The 15799-nt window shown below is 56.7% G+C and carries 8 protein-coding genes; 3 read left to right on the forward strand and 5 right to left on the reverse strand.

Going from position 1 to position 15799, the window contains the following annotated elements:
- Positions 1-44: 44 nt before the first annotated feature.
- From ACYVGU_RS17910 to ACYVGU_RS17920, 3 genes are all read left to right on the forward strand, one after another.
- A complete protein-coding gene (locus tag ACYVGU_RS17910; RefSeq protein ID WP_460623165.1) occupies positions 45-2264 on the forward strand; it encodes a protein-disulfide reductase DsbD family protein in 2220 nt (739 codons plus the stop codon).
- A 670-nt stretch (positions 2265-2934) separates the two neighbouring features.
- Positions 2935-3420 (forward strand): AsnC family transcriptional regulator, encoded by a 486-nt coding sequence (locus ACYVGU_RS17915; protein ID WP_460613999.1) that lies wholly within the window; start codon positions 2935-2937, stop codon positions 3418-3420.
- Between the two features lie 275 nt (positions 3421-3695).
- Entirely contained in the window at positions 3696-4661 is a 966-nt protein-coding gene (locus ACYVGU_RS17920) for a TonB family protein (RefSeq protein ID WP_460623166.1), read from the forward strand.
- Between the two features lie 129 nt (positions 4662-4790).
- Here the strand turns inward: ACYVGU_RS17920 and trxA are convergent, their stop codons facing one another.
- The 5 genes from trxA to ACYVGU_RS17945 form a co-directional block, all read right to left on the reverse strand.
- Positions 4791-5120 (reverse strand): thioredoxin, encoded by a 330-nt coding sequence (gene trxA / locus ACYVGU_RS17925; protein WP_135397675.1) that lies wholly within the window; start codon positions 5118-5120, stop codon positions 4791-4793.
- Between the two features lie 350 nt (positions 5121-5470).
- Positions 5471-9193 carry a DNA polymerase III subunit alpha gene (gene dnaE / locus ACYVGU_RS17930; protein ID WP_460614001.1) on the reverse strand — a complete coding sequence of 1241 codons (3723 nt, stop codon included), beginning with the start codon at positions 9191-9193 and terminating at the stop codon, positions 5471-5473.
- A 236-nt stretch (positions 9194-9429) separates the two neighbouring features.
- On the reverse strand, positions 9430-10155 hold the full coding sequence (locus ACYVGU_RS17935; protein ID WP_460623167.1) for a LysM peptidoglycan-binding domain-containing protein: 726 nt from the start codon (positions 10153-10155) through the stop codon (positions 9430-9432).
- A 117-nt stretch (positions 10156-10272) separates the two neighbouring features.
- The gene (locus ACYVGU_RS17940; RefSeq protein WP_460623168.1) at positions 10273-12528 is read right to left on the reverse strand and encodes a LysM peptidoglycan-binding domain-containing protein; all 2256 of its coding nucleotides are present in this window, start codon (positions 12526-12528) and stop codon (positions 10273-10275) included.
- Positions 12529-12802: 274 nt separating this feature from the next.
- Positions 12803-15766: an outer membrane beta-barrel protein gene (locus tag ACYVGU_RS17945; protein WP_460623170.1), complete on the reverse strand. Its 2964-nt coding sequence runs from the start codon at positions 15764-15766 to the stop codon at positions 12803-12805.
- Positions 15767-15799 lie beyond the last annotated feature (33 nt).

Genomic DNA, 15799 nt, shown 5'->3' on the forward strand with positions numbered 1-15799 from the left:
TGTATTTCCTTTCGGCATCCGTTTGCCGTTTCTTTCTCTACTTCATGCCTCGTCGTACGTTTTATTTGCTCCCGTTGCTGCTAGCCTTGCTGGCGGCCCTAGGAGTTCAGGCCCAGGTCCTGACCCCCACCAAGCTTTCTGCTGCCGTAAGTAAATCCTCTGTGAAAGTGGGGGAGGAAGTAGAGCTCATCGTTAATGCCCGCATCGACGACAAGTGGCATCTGTACGCCACTAACTTCGACCCCGATCTGGGTCCTACCGTGTTTACCTTCACGTTCACCAAGAGCCCGGCTTACGAGCTGGTAGGTAAGCCTACGTCCATCGGGACCAAGAAAAAATTTGACGAAGTATTTAAAGGCGACATTACCTACTTCGAGAAGACCGGCCAAATTCGGCAGCGCATTCGGGTGTTACAGCCCGGTGCTCTGACTATTACGGCGGAAACCGAGTTTCAGACCTGCACCGATATTGACGGCCGTTGCATTCCGGGTGAAGAAACCCTGAGCTTTGGCCCGCTGGAAGCAACTGGCACTGCTGCCGCACCCGCTACGCCCAAGCCCGCCGCTACCCCCGTCGCCACCCCTAGTACTACTGGGGCACTAGCCCCGGCGGTAGCCCCCAGCAGCGCCGGGGCCGCAGTTACTGACACGGCGGTTGAAGCTGCCCCGGCAGCTAGCGCCCTTGCTGCGCCTGCCCCCGACTCGGGGCAGACTGCGGCCGCCGTGGTAGCTCCTGCCAAATCAGATGGAACTGTTGCGGCGGGAGCATCGGCCGCTACACCGGCTGGCACGGCCCTATCTCTATGGAAGTTCTTGCTAATTGCCTTTGGAGCGGGTTTGGTGGCCGTTATCATGCCCTGCGTGTACCCCATGCTCCCCATGACGGTATCGTACTTCACCAACAACAGCCGCAGCCGCAGCGAGGCCATTGCGAAAGCATCGGTTTATGGCTTATCCATTATTACCATCTATACCGGTGCAGGTGTGGTACTGAGCTTGCTATTTGGGGCCGATGCCGCCAACCTCATCAGCTCACACTGGCTGCCCAATCTGTTGTCGTTCGTCATCTTCATCATCTTCGGGATGTCGTTTCTGGGGCTTTTCGAGATTAATGCCCCTAGCAGCCTAGTAAATAAAGTAGATGCCCAGGCCGACAAAGGCGGCTGGTCGGGGCTGTTTTTTATGGCGGCTACGCTGGTGCTGGTGTCGTTTTCCTGCACCGTGCCTATTGTGGGCTCGGTGGCTATTTCAGCCGCGAATGGTGAGCTGCTTCGGCCCACGCTAGCTATGCTGTCGTTTTCAACTGCCTTTGCGCTGCCGTTCGTGCTGTTTGCCTTGTTTCCTACCTGGCTGAAGTCGATTCCTCGGTCGGGCGGCTGGCTGAACACCCTGAAAGTAGCGCTGGGTTTTGTAGAGCTGGGCATGGCGTTTAAGTTCCTGAGCTCCGCCGACCTCTCGTACCATTGGGGGCTGCTGCCGCGGCCGGTGTTCCTGGCCATCTGGATTGTGCTGGCCGGTTTACTGGGCCTATATCTGCTCGGGAAATTCCGGCTTTCCCATGACAGCGAAACCTCGCATGTAAGCGTGCCCCGGTTGCTGCTGGCTACGCTGGTATTCTCATTTATGGTGTATATGGTGCCCGGCTTGTTTGGCGCGCCTCTGAACGGCCTTTCGGCGCTGGCACCGCCGCCGGCCCGCCAGGATTTCGCCTGGCTGAACGCTACCCCCACCGCATCGGCAAACCCCGCCGCTTCTGCTTTGTGCAGCGTGCCGCGCTTCCAAGGCGATTTGGAATTGCCGCTCAACCTGGAAGGGTACTTCACACTGGAAGAAGCTCTGGCATGTGCCCGCCAGCAGAAGAAGCCTATTTTCGTTGATTTTACGGGCCATAACTGCGGCAATTGCCGCGTAATGGAGTCCACTGTGTGGAGCGACCCGCGTGTGCTGCAGCGGCTGCGCGAAAAGTTTGTGGTAGTGGCTCTCTATGCCGACGACAAAACGGAGCTTCCCCAAAACCAGTGGTACACCTCCACGCGCGACCAACGGGTAAAGAAAACGCTGGGCGAGCAAAATCTGGACTTTCAGATCAGCCGCTTCAATATGAATGCCCAGCCGTACTACGTAATCCTGGACCCGGCCAGTACGCCCGAGCAGCCGCTGGCTCTGACGACATCCGTAGCTTATGAGCCTGATATTACGGCCTTCGTGAAGTTTCTGGATGCCGGCCTAGCGCGCTATCAGCAACAAACCCTAGCTACTCGATAATAGCACCTCCTTCTCGGTCTGCCCGCTCCGGATACAAGTCTGGGGTGGGCAGTTGGTTTATGGGCTATGATGGGCTAGTAAAAAGGCGAAGATTATACCTTCAGAAGCAGCCTAGCGTTGTGTAATCAAGCACAGGCGGGCCGTAACAAAAACAGAAAGAACACAACAGAAATAGAGAAGGCTTTTTTGCCAAGATGGGTGCTTAACCGATAAGAAAAAGCGAACTTTGCGGCCGATTTCATAAAGTACTGCTTCTGTTTGCCAGAACAGACAAATACTTACCGGCAATAAAAAATAAAAGGCGGCACCCACCCAGATGCCGCCTCTTGATTCAGAACGTACCCACCCAGATACGTCCCGTTTTTCCCTCCTCACATGATCCACCCAATACTGTTTGTGCTGTAGAAGAAGGATTCGAACCTCCACGGAGTGGTTAGCCAGCCGCCGGACCAGTTTTTCCCGAATCTCCACCCCCGAGAGAGGAGGGTATGTCTGCCAGTTTCATCATTCTACAGTGTCAAAATTCTCCCCCGCCGTTCGCGTTGGATTATGACAAATGTAGCGCCTAACTTGCTGTGATAAAATAATTTCAGACATTTGTATTAAAATTTACATACTTTTTAAAAAAAGTAGCTCGTCATTAATATATCCGTAATCAACATAGAAAAAAATGGCCCGTAATTACGAACTTGACGACACCGATCGGAAGATTCTGGCGCTCCTAATCGACGATGCCAAAATGCCGTACACTGAAATTGCGCGTAAGGTGCATGTTTCAGGAGGAACGGTACACGTGCGGATGGCCCGCCTAGAGGAGCTAGGCATTGTGCTGGGCGCTACCCTCAAAATTGATTATCAGAAGCTTGGCTACGGCGTGCGTGCTTTCCTAGGGATCTATCTGCAGAAAAGCTCCGTGTATGAAAGCGTAGTAGAGCAGTTGCGGCAGATACCGGAGGTAGTAAGCATCGACTTCACGACGGGCGCCTACGGCATCTTTGCCCGACTCATTTGCCGGGATACCAACCACCTACGCGAGGTACTGCACGAGCAGATTCAGCTAATTGAAGGGATTGAGCGTACCGAAACGCTTATCTCGCTGGAGGAGGCCTTCAACCGGCCAATTCAGCTGCAGGAAATAGAAGAGCGCACCAACTAGTTTAGCACAAGCCCAAAACAGCACCTCATGCCGCTGCTCCGTTTTTCGGGGTAGCGGCTGCTGTGTTTAACTGCCCTAGAAAAGTTATCTTTTAAATAGAAGCGGGTAGAAGCTACAGCGTAGCGTACTAGTGGCAGCGGAACTGGGTGGGTTGTTGGGTGTTAAGCAGCTAAAGTAGTATTTTTTTGATGAAGTTGGACTGGCGCTTGGGTCTTGATTACCTGCGGGTTATATTTCGTTCACCCTCCGCACGTAAGCCCTTACCCTAGTTGCTCATGAGAAAACAATACGCGCTTCTCTTGCCGTTGCTGCTAGCAATGCACCTAGGTTGGTCCCAGAGTTTACCGGCCGTTTATCTGAATAACCGCGACGAAGCGACCGTGCCCGATAGCGCCACCCATTACCGGGTGGTAGATCGGAAAAACGAGTTGCTGGGCACGTACGCCATGCGAGAGTACTCTTTGTCGGGTACGTTGCTGCTGCGCGGTACGCTGTCATCCATTGATCCACCCGTTCGCAACGGGCTTCTTACGTGGTATCATCCGAGTGGCAGCAAGGCTGGCCAAGTGCACTACCGCGACGATGAAGCCCAGGGCCTGTATGTGGGCTGGTACGAAGACGGCCGCGTAAGCCAGCGCGGCGACTATGCCGATGGCCAACGTGTGGGCCGCTGGATTTCGGTGCACCGCAACGGCCAGAAGCGCTCTGAGGGGCGCTACAACGCGGGCCGACCAGTGGGCGAGTGGCATTACTTTTACAACACTGGCCAGCTCAGCGCCATTGAAATGCCCGACCGGCAAGGAAAGCCCTTGGCCCTGGCGTTTTTTAATGAGGACGGTTCGCCATTTATGGGCAAAGTGCGGGCCCGGGAGCTCCCGCAATTTCCGGGCGGTGAGGCGGCTATGCTGAATTTCATTGCCCAGAATACTAATTACCCCCGCAACGTCCGGCGCAAGGGCATTACCGGCAATGTGTACATAAGCTACACAGTGGGTGAAGATGGCCGCGTGGGGCAAGTGCAGGTAGTGCAGAGCCTAGCTCCGGAAGCCGACCAGGAAGCCCGGCGCGTGGTCGCCAGCTTACCGGCTTTTGAGCCAGGGCGTGAGTACAATCTGCCCACGGCCATGACGTTCACCATCCCTATCCACTTTGCTCCCAACTTTTCTCTGCTGTCCGGGCTGAGGCCCCCGCAGCTTGCTCCTTCCGAAGCGCGCGTGTTTGCGCCTGATGAAAGCTGGTAACCCTTCATGGCTTCCCTAGGCACTTTGCTAGGGTACAATGCCTAGGGAAGCGCCCCTCATACTGTAACAATAAAAAAGCCCCGCCTTGAAAGAGGCGGGGCTTTTCTATGTAGGTGGTTAAGGCAAGCGTTACGCCGTAACCTGAGCGTCAAGTTTCTGAGCCAGCACGTGCTTCGGTACAGCACCTACTTGCTTGTCCACAATCTGGCCGTTCTTAAACACGAGCAGCGTTGGAATGCTGCGAATGCCAAACTTGGCCGAGGTCTGTGGGTTAGAGTCTACGTCAACTTTGCCAATAATAGCTTTGCCTTCGTATTCGCCAGCCAGTTCCTCAACTACTGGGCCTACCATGCGGCACGGACCGCACCACTCGGCCCAGAAATCCACGAGCACGGGCTTATCAGAGTTGATGATCTGGTCGAAGTTAGCATCGGTAATTTCGATGGCTTTATGTCCCATAACAGAAGGGGGTTTAATGGAATGTGTGTGCTGTTTACGGTCAACCGGGCCGCAAGGTAGCAGATTGCGATTCAACAAGCCACGAGCCAGAAAGTTCACTCGGCCAGAGTGGCAGTTCCGCCGGCCAATTGCGCTTCGGCCCCGATGACGCTGGGCCGGCTTTGATGAAAGGGGAACGGCCTTTCCTTGGCCGCTTTCTATTCATTAAAGAGTTAGCGTGGTGGCTGTGGGCACAACTAAAATAGAAGTGCTAGGTGAAAAAGAATGGCCAAACTGCCCTGAGAATTTCTTACCAAAACACGCGCCCCATTGCTAGGGCGCGTGTTTTGGTAAAGTCATTTTTACTAGGGTTAAATCAGCTGGCAAGCGTCAATTTCCATCTCGCGCATCTTCCGGATAAACTCCTTGGGCTCGATGCGGTAGCGGCGCGAGTAGGTATCGACAGTGAGATGTTCATGAGGCTCGGCAAACTTAATTTCCAGCTTCTTGCTGCCAGGGGCTGCTTCCACGGCCTCCATAAAGCGGTCCATAAAGGGCTCCGTGATGGTGCGCAGGTCAAGCTGCACTCGCACGCCGTTAGCTAGCTTCTCCGCCACGTTGAACAGCGGCTCCATGGTCAGAATCTTGAATTCAAACTGGTCGGAGTCGCGGAAACGCTGGGCGTATTTGCCCCGGATGTACATGGGAGGAACCTGCTCCTTGTCGTAGTTTCGGGGGTTAATCAGGGCTGAAAACCGGCTGTAATCATCGCGGAAAAGCGCTAGGTTCAATGACGACTCATAGTCTTCCACACTGAACGACACGAACGGCTGTCCGGTCTTGGTGGTCTTGAACAGCACGTTTGAAATCAGGCCGGCAACCGTCACCTCCCGGTTTTTGTAGTTCTCTACCTTATCCAACCCGCAGGTGCAGTACGAGTCAATTTCCAGCTTGAAGTCATCGAGCGGGTGGCCTGAAAGGTAAAAACCTACTACCTCCTTTTCGCGGCGCAACTGCTCCGTAGCGGGCCAGGGCTCCATGTCGGGCACTTTAGGCAGCGGCATGGCCACGGCCCCAAAGGCGCCACCGCCAAACAAGCTCTGCTGCGCCGACTCCAGCTCCGCCTGGTACTGCTGGCCCATGCGCACGGCCTTGTCAATCAGGTTTTGGTCGCCGGAAGGGGCTTCCACAAACTGCCGGCGGTGATAGCGCTCAAACGAATCGAAGGCGCCGGCCAAGGCTAGGCTCTCGAAGGTTTTCTTGTTGACGGCGCGCAGGTTCACGCGCTTCGAGAAGTCGAAAATATCGGTGTAGGGCCCACCTTTTTCGCGCTCCTGCACTAAGCTTTCCACGGCCGCTTCGCCCGCGCCTTTCACGGCCGCCATGCCAAAGCGGATCTGGCCCTGCTTGTTCACGTTGAACTTCAGGATGGATTCGTTGACATCGGGACCTAGTACCGGAATGCCCTGCTTGCGTGCTTCCTCAATAAAGAACGTCACCTTCTTGATGTCGCCCATGTTGTTGGTCAGCACCGCCGCCATGTATTCAGCAGGGTAGTTGGCCTTCAGGTAACCCGTCTGATAGGCCACCACGGAGTAGGCAGCGGAGTGAGAGCGGTTGAAGCCGTAGGCCGCAAACTTCTCCATCACGTCGAAAACCTCCGAGGCCTTTTTGGCGGGAATGTTATGCAGCTTTTTGGCACCTTCCACGAATTTCTCGCGCTCCTGGGCCATCTTCTTCATGTCCTTCTTACCCATGGCCCGGCGCAGCAAGTCGGCGCCCCCGAGGGAGTAGCCGGCCAGAATCTGGGCGGCCTGCATAATCTGCTCCTGGTACACCATAATGCCCTGGGAGTAGTTCAGGATGGGCTCCAGCAACTCGTGCGGGTACTCTACCGGCTCGCGGCCGTGCTTGCGGTTGATGAAGTTCGGAATGAACTGCATCGGGCCCGGGCGGTAGAGGGCGTTCATGGCAATCAGGTCCTCAATGTTGGTGGGCTTGAGGTCCTTGAGGTACATGCGCATCCCCTCCGACTCGAACTGGAACGTGCCGATGGTGTCGCCGCGCTGATACAGCTCATAGGTTTTGGGGTCGTCAATCGGAATTTCGTCGATGTCGATCCGGATGCCGTGGTTTTGCTCAATCAGGTTGATGGCGTCCACAATAATCGTGAGCGTCTTCAGACCCAGGAAGTCCATTTTGAGCATCCCGGCACTCTCAATCACCTTGCCGTCGAACTGGGTCACGAGCAGGTCCGAGTCCTTGGAGGTGGAAACCGGAATGTACTTCGTGATGTCGTCGGGGGCGATGATAACGCCTGCGGCATGGATGCCCGTGTTCCGGACCGAGCCTTCCAGCTTTTCAGCCAGGCGCAGAATCTGGCCGCGCAGGTTATCGGGCGCATCGTCGCGCCGAATCATGTCCAGCTCCTGATTTTCCGCAAACGCCTTCGCCAGCGTAGTACCCACCTGGTCGGGTACCATTTTTACTAGGTCGTTGGCTTGCGGCAAGGGCAAGTCCATGGCCCGCGACACGTCTTTAATCGACGACTTGGCGGCCATGGTACCGAAGGTGATAATCTGGGCGACCTGCGTTTTGCCGTACTTATCCACCACGTAGTCAATGACTTTCTGGCGGTTCACGTCGTCGAAGTCAATGTCGATATCGGGCATCGATACGCGTTCCGGATTCAGGAAGCGCTCAAACAGCAGCGAGTACTTAATCGGGTCGATGTTGGTGATGCCGATGCAGTACGCCACGGCGGAGCCCGCCGCCGAGCCCCGGCCCGGGCCCACGGCCACGCCGATGTTGCGGCCGTGGTTGATAAAGTCTTGGGTGATAAGGAAGTAGCCGGCAAAGCCCATCGTCTCAATCACGCGCAGCTCGTAGTTCAGGCGTTCCTCAATATCAGCCGTGCGCTCTGAGTAACGCGGGCGCGGACCCTCAAAGGCGCCCTTGAAGGTGAGGTGGCGCAGGAAGGCATCGGCGGTGGGGTGCTCCGGAGGCAGCGGGAAGTTGGGGAGCAGAATGTCGCGCTGCAGCTTGGGCGGCGTGATCTTATCCACAATTTCGTTGGTGTTGTCCACACTTTCCGGCACGTCCCGGAACAGCCGGTTCATTTCCTCCTGGCTTTTGAAATAGAACTGGTCGTTGGGGAAGCCGAAGCGGGAGCGGGGCTTGGGCATTTGCGCTTCCTCATCAATGCGCATGAGCTGGCGGCGCACCTGGTCGTCGGAGGAGGCTAGGGGGCGCAGGTTGTCCAGGTGGTCATAGAGCACCTTGTTGTCTTGCGACATCAGCCGGAAGTACTTGGTCTGGAAGTCGCCGACCGGGATGCTGTGCTCCTCGCCTGTATTTACGCACAGCAGAATATCGTGGGGGGCAAAGTCGGTCTGATCGACGTAGTGCGAGTCGTTGGTGCAGATAACTTTCACGTTATACTTCTGCGCCCACTTCAGCAGCACTTGGTTCAGGTCTTCCTGGCTTTTGCCGGTATTGTCGATGTTCTCGATGCCGTGGCGCTGAATCTCGATGTAATAGTCATCGCCAAACACATCCAGCCACCATTTTAGCTGCTTTTCGGCTTCTTCCTCCGTCTTCCAGAGCAGGGCCTGCGGAATTTCGGCGCCAATGCAGCAGCTGGTGGCAATTAGGCCTTCGTGGTACTGCAGCAGCAGCTCCTTATCAATGCGCGGATACTTGCTGTACACACCCTCAATAAAGCTCATGGAACAGAGCTTGGCCAGGTTCTGGTAGCCGGCCTGGTCTTTGGCCAACAGCAGCTGGTGGTGGCGTACGTCCCGCTCGCCTTTTTCGCGGCTGAAGCTTTTCTTATGCCGGTCTTCTACCAGGTAGAACTCGCAGCCCACAATGGGCTTCACGTTGTACTTATTCGCTTCGGCCACAAAGTTGAAGGCCCCGAACATGTTGCCGTGGTCGGTGAGGGCTACGGCAGGCATGCCATCGGCCTGGGCCTTTTTCATCAGGGCCGAAATGCTGGCCTGACCATCGAGAAGCGAATATTGAGTGTGGCAGTGAAGGTGCGAGAATACGGGCATGGGCAAACGACTTCGGCCATTAGAGGCACGAAGCATCAGGTAAAGTTACCCACGAAATGGCGGCCGGGAAAGGTTGCGCGGCAACGGATTTTGGCGTATTACCGGTAAGTGCGCCTTAGGCACCTAGTAAAAGCAAACGCAGCAGAAGCAGTGCTACCTAACAAATTCGTAAGCTTTTGCAGCCAACATTCAGCCAGAACTACAAGACCTAAAACCCAACAGGGGGCGACCACGAGTGGCCGCCCCCTGTTGGGTTGCTGTGCTTATGAGGCCTAGTTACTAGCCTCCACTGTCAAGACTTCGCCAATTTTCACGCCGCTGCTGGCTTTGCCATTCCAGGCCTGTAGTTGCGCTGGCTCTACGCCATAGCGCCGGGCAATGCTAAAGAGCGTTTCGCCTTTTACTACGGTGTGGCGGTGGGTAGCGCTAACCGCAGGCTTTGGCGCGGCAGCAGGGGTAGCAGCTACGGGGGCAGCAACGGGAGTGGTGGCCGCAGGGGCAGGTGCCGGAGCCGGAGTAACCGTTTGGGTGCTGGCAACTGCAGCTGGCGTAGCGCCCGTGCCCATAAACCCAGCCGTCCGGAGCTGGGCAGCAGCTGCTTTCAGCTCGGGGTTTTTGGCTGCGCGGGCATCGAAGCCACGGTACTGGGGGCTGTTCAGTAGAGTCCGGAGTTCAATTTGCCAGGGGTGCTTGCGTAAGCGTTGAGCCAGCACTTGCTGCTGCTCTCGGGAAAGGCTGGCGGTGTAATGGCTCAGACGCTGATTAAAAGCCGGAATGTCGTGCAGGGCGGCTCCAATTAGTTTAATCGTTTGCGCCTCGTTGGGCTCAAAGTAAATGGCACGCAACTGGCGCACACTGGCCTGCACCAACCCTGACATCACGCGCACGGAATCATCGGAAAGGGCAGCGGGGGGAGCGGGCGTTTGTTGGGCTTGAGCCGAGAAGGAGCCTAGTGCGAGGCCGGAAAGCAGAAAGAATGCGAAAGAAGAAAACCGCATTGATAAGAAATTACTAGGGATGATAAATATGCGAAGCCAATACACTGGCCTTCAGAGGCTGCCTGTTAAAGTGGCCGCAGAAAGGCACTTTGGGCCATAGCAGGGGCTAGCGGAACGCTATTTGGCTGGCTGAATAATGAGCACTTCACCCGGCTTCACGGAAAAGTCGGGCTTGCTGTTCCACTCCATAATCTGCTTGATGGTGACGCCGTATTTGCGCGACACGCTATACATCGTTTCGCCAGCTAATACGGTATGGCGCACAGTAGCTGGGGCTGCCGGAGTAGCCGGAGCGGAGGCAGCGGGCTTGGGTGTAACGGCAGAAGACGAGGGCTTGGGGGCTGGTGCCGGGGTAGCAGGTACTGGAACAGCGGTAGTTGAGGCGTCGGGCGCGGCTACCCGCAATACTTGGCCAATGCGCAACGACGGGTTTTGAGGTAGATTATTCCAGGCAATGATATCGGCGGGGCGCAACGCAAAACGGCGCGCTACAGAATACAGGTTTTCCTTAGGTTGAACAGTATGCAAGCCGTTTGCTGGAACGGGTTCTACCACAGTCGTAATTGGTGCAGGAGCTGCGGGTTGCGGAGTTGCAGGTGCCGCTGAAGGCGTGGAAGTCGTGGTTGGGGTAGAGGCCGGTACAGTTGGCTTAGTAGCAGCTTTGGGCGTGGCCGCGGGCGCTGCCGGGGCCGGCGCTATGCTAGGCTCATCGGCAGGCGCAACCTCCTCTGAAGGCTCATCGGCAATGGAAGTAGAAGCGGGCAGCGGTTTGCGAGGGGCCGGCGCCATAGCGGGTTCAGGAGTGGTAGCAGGTGGCGCCGATGGTACACTTCCGGCCGGAGCAGTTGCTGGCGCCGAAGAAGCAGGTAGCTCGTTGAGGTTTTCGGTGTGCTCATCGGTTGCGCTGTCGGGCTGTACTACATTGCCAGGAGTTTCTTCCTGCACCGCATCTTCCAGCACACGGCTAGAGCTGGCCGTACGGCCCGTATACGGTTCCGAGGTATCGATTTTGCGCTTCTTCTCCGGCTGGGTTGGCGCTGGAGCCGGGGATGAAGCAGGGCTAGTAGCCGAAGTAGCCACTGGCTTTTCGAAGGCAGCTAGGGCCGTTGCGTTATTGCCATCGGCATATTCAACGGGTACGTTTTTAGGGCGCGTGTGCTGCAGCCACAATACCCGGCCAGCGCGCAACTCTTCATTGCGGGCCATGCGGTTTTTGCTCCAGATAGCCTTCGCGCGCACCCCGTATTTCTGCGACACCGTGGCTACACTCTCGCCCGGGCGGGCCACGTGGTATTCTACGGCTGCCTTGTCGCGCTTCTTTTGCACGAAGTAGGGCTGGCCCGCTACAATATTGTCGAAGGCAAACAGGTCGTTGTACTGCATGAACCGCTTCACCTTCAAATCAGCCCGCTTGGCCATACTTTCCTTGGTGTCACCGGGCAGGGCTACCAAGGCTCGCAACCCGTTTACCCGCACGAAATCCGCATTTTCGGGGTCGGCGGTGGGCTGGTTTAGGAGCTGGCCGGAGGTAGCGTTTTTCTGCTGGGCCGCCAGAGCTGTGAGTTGCAGTGGGTCCGTGATGGGCACCAACATCGTGTACACGCGGTCGGTGGGCACCGTGGGAGCCAGCAGCCAACGGTTGTGCTTGGCCAAGTCTTCGGGGTTTTGCTGCAGCGCCTGCGCCATGGTGGACAGGGGCTGGCCCGCCGGAGCCGGAAACTCCTGGAACAACAGCGGCGGCTTGGTATTAAGGCCGATGGCAGGCTCGAAAGCGATTTTATGGGCCAGGAACGTCAGAATATACGGATGCGTCTGCTCGGTTATTTCAACCTCGGTAGCATCTACATCGGTAGGAAGTGTGTAGGGCTTGGTGCCGGTTAGACCTAGGTTGTAGCTCAGCAGCGCGTTAGCCCAGTTGCGGAACGTTTTGTTGTTGCGCAGCAGGTATTGGGCGGCGGCTTTCGAAGAGGCCACAATGTGCTTGCGCTCATCCACGGCGTCGTTCATCAGCAACCCAAAGTCCTGCGCCGACTCGCGCTTAAATTGCCAGTAGCCCACGGCATCATGAATGCTCTGGGCATCGCCCTGCAAGCCGCTTTCCTGTAAGGCCAGAAAGTGGAAATCCAGGGGTAGTCCTTCCTGCTGAAACACCCGGTCGATGAGCGGGAAGTAGGCATCGGCCAACACCACGCGGGCCTGGAAAGAGGCCGGGTGGCGGCGTAAGGCATCTACCTTTTGCTGCAGAGCCGTGCGGCCGCCATCGGTAAAGCGAAAGCGCAGACCCGCCAGGTTTATCTCGGCCGGAACCGGAACAGTTTGGGCCGCGGCCAGCAAAGGCAGCAGCAAAAACAGAAGAAGTACAACTCGTTTCATGTGGGCAAGCAATTGACAAAGCGGCACGCAATAGCGCTACTAGCTCTGTTAGCCCTACAAAGTAGAAGAAAAATTGACTGCCAAGGCGCTAATCAAACGCAAATCCAACAGAATGCTAGAATTCTACTCTCTCCATCAAGGCGGGCATCAAGTAGCGCGAGCAGCCTGTGTTCGAGTTTCGTTTCTGATACGGGCTGAAATCAGTACTGCCCCGGCGGTGGGCCGAGGCAGTACTGGTACTAGGCTTCAAAAGAAGACAAACCGCGCTGAAGGGCTACATGCCGCCGCCGGGAGGAGGGCCGAACCCGCCGGGGCGCTGACCGCCTGGCCGTTGCCCGCCGGGGCGCATAACGTCTTCGGGTAAGGCGTTGCCGCGGCCAGTGCCGCTGAAGTTGCGAATGTTGTACGTAAACATCAGCATGAAATAGCGCTGCAAAATATTGGTTTGCACGTCCTCGGTGTAGGCCGCCGTAATGTTGCGCTGAATGCTGTTGTTCTGGCCCAGCAAGTCGAAGGCAAATAGCTTAATTTCGGCCTGCTGACTAGCCCCCAGCTTCTTGCCAACCGATGCGTTCCAGAGCACAAAGTTCTGGTTGAAGCCCGCCGACAAACCCGAGTACAGCTGGTGGTTCACATCTGACTGCACCGTAATGCCCTTTACTACAATCCAGTTGAAACGCAGCGTTGTGTTTTGGCGGAAGAAGGTGCTGTTGAGCTGCTGGCGCAAGGAGTTGCGCACGTAGCTCTGGCTGGAGTTCGAGGAAAGCGTGAAGTCGAGCTCGGGGCTGATGTTGCTGCTCAGTACTACCCCTAGCCCGGCCGTAGGCGTGCGGCTGTAGTTCAGCTCACTGAACACCAGGCCTGGGGTTTGGGAGTAGGTAGCGTTGGCATTCAGGTTCAGGTTCGACTTCATGAACGTGAGGGGCAGGCTGTAGTTGATGAAGGAGCGGAGCGTGTACTGCGCATCCAAGTTAACGGGGCGCGTGAGCTGGCCGCCCGCCGGAATAACTACGCCATCTACCGTAATAGGCTCCGTAGCGGCGAAAATGGTGTTATTGGTGATGTAGTTGTTGGTATAAGAGCCGCCCAGCAAGGCAAAAAACGAGGTCGATTTCTCGGGCACTGCCGAGGAGTAGCGCACAAAGAGGTTGTGGCGGTCTTCCTGCTGCAGGTTAGGGTTGCCGGTAGTCAGTTGCAAGGGGTTGGAGTTGTTTACTACCTCCTGCAGCTGGTTGATGCTCGGCGGATTGGTGTTCATGCGGTAATTCAGCCGCAGGTTTTGCTGTTTCGAGAAGTTGTAGCGCACCTGGGCGTTGGGTAGCACGTTCACAAACGTGCGACGCGTGGCGCCGGGGCGCGGATACTCCTGCTCACTGCGCAGCTGCGCGCTCTGCAGCGCCGCCCCCACCGACCACTGAAACTCCTTGTTCTGGAAGCGGTACGTCACTTCACCGGTATTGGTGAGGTAGCGGCTCTGGAACACGTTGCTTAGCGTATCGTTCAGGATGGTGTACTGCTGCTCGCCCGGAGAGAAATTGTAGGTCTTCTTGTCAGAATCGTTAGGGGTATAGCCGATACGGTAGCCGAGTTGCAGAATGCTGTTCTCCCCAATTGGCTCGGTGTAGTTCAGGTTTCCATTCCACGACCAGCCCGTTTGGCTTAACTCCGAGAACTGGTTAAGCACGGTGTTACGCAGCGTATCGGCGCGCAGAAATGAGGTAGTAGAAAGCAGCGTGTTGTCGCCGTCTTTGGTATTGTAGCCCGTGTTTACGCCCAGCGTAAAGGTGCGCCCGCGCCGCTGGAACCGGCGGCGGTACTGGAGCTGGTTGGTGCCCGTGATGCCCGTCAGGGCTGAGCGGTAATTGCTGTTGTTTGCGCCCTGCGTGGTTGTCGCGTCGCCACCAATTACCTGAAACGTGGAGCCATCCAGCAGGTTGGTGCCGGTGTTGCGCTGCACCGAGAGGCTAGGCCGCCACAAAATCGAGTTCAGGGAGTCAAACTTGTGCTCGAGGCGTAGGTTAAAGCGGTTGTTGATGTTGCGGCTGCTGGCCAGTGAGTTTTCGTTGTAGCGCAAATCCTGGTTCTGGCCCGTTGGCGAAACGTAGCGGCGCAGCAGGTTCGTGCGGCTATTGTTGTCGCTCAGGTTGAAAAAGTAGCTGCCTTGTACCTCGGTTTTGGCGCCCCAGCTATCCGAGTAATTGAGGCCTATGGCGTGCGTTTTGGAAATGCCGCCCTGCTGGTTTACCAGGAAGTCGCCGGAATTATTGCCGCCACCTCCGCCACCGCCTTGGTTTCCGCCGCCCCCTACACGGCCGCCGCCTTGGCCGCGCTGGCCCTGGCCTTGCCCGCCGCCCTGCCTTGAGGAACCCACCACGCCTAGCAGGTCTTCGGTGCCGAAGTTCTGCTCGTTCACATTGTTGCTTTGGGCTACAACAGATAGGCGCTGCTTACCCTTAAACGAGTTGATGTTGCCACTTAGGCGGTACCGGTCGTCTTGGGGGCCGTACCCGGCGAGCACACGCCCAAAAGTGCCGTTTCGGAATTGCGGCTTGGTGACGATGTTGATGATTTTCTGCTGGTTACCGTCGTCGAAGCCCGTGAACTGAGCCTGGTCGGAGGCACGGTCATATACCTGAATTTTGTCGATTACCTCGGCCGGAATGTTCTTGAGCACGGCGTCAGGGTCGTTGCCAAAAAACTCCTTCCCATCTACCAGAATGCGCTGCACCTGCTCGCCCTGGGCCTGCACTTTGCCATCGGCCCCGACGGTTACGCCGGGCATTTTGGTGATGAGGTCCTGGGCGTTGGCGTCGGGGTTGGTTTTATAGGAGCCGGCGTTGAACTGCGAGGTATCACCCTTCTGCACAGCAGCCGCGGCTCGGCCTACTACTTCCACGCCTTTTAGCGTAACGCCGGCGGTTTGCAGGGTCAGGGTACCTAGTACCAGCGGCTGGCCGGTTACCTCCACCGTGCGGCGCAGATTCTGGTAGCCCAGAAACGAAACCGTAAGAAAATAGCGCCCCGGCGTAACGCCCGGCACGCTAAAGCTGCCATCCGCATCTACGGCGGCGCCGCGCTTAGTGGAGTCCGGAATCTGGGTGAGCAGTACGTTGGCCCCAATCAGCGGCGACTGGTCTTTGCCATCGAGCACGCGGCCACTTACAGTAGTTGTTTGGGCCTGCGCTATCGTAGTAATAATGGCGAGCAGCAGGATAAGTAATAGAAAGCGTTTTTGCATCAGTCCGGAAGAATGGGTCACTAGCCCGGATAG

The organism is Hymenobacter tenuis, from assembly GCF_054780495.1.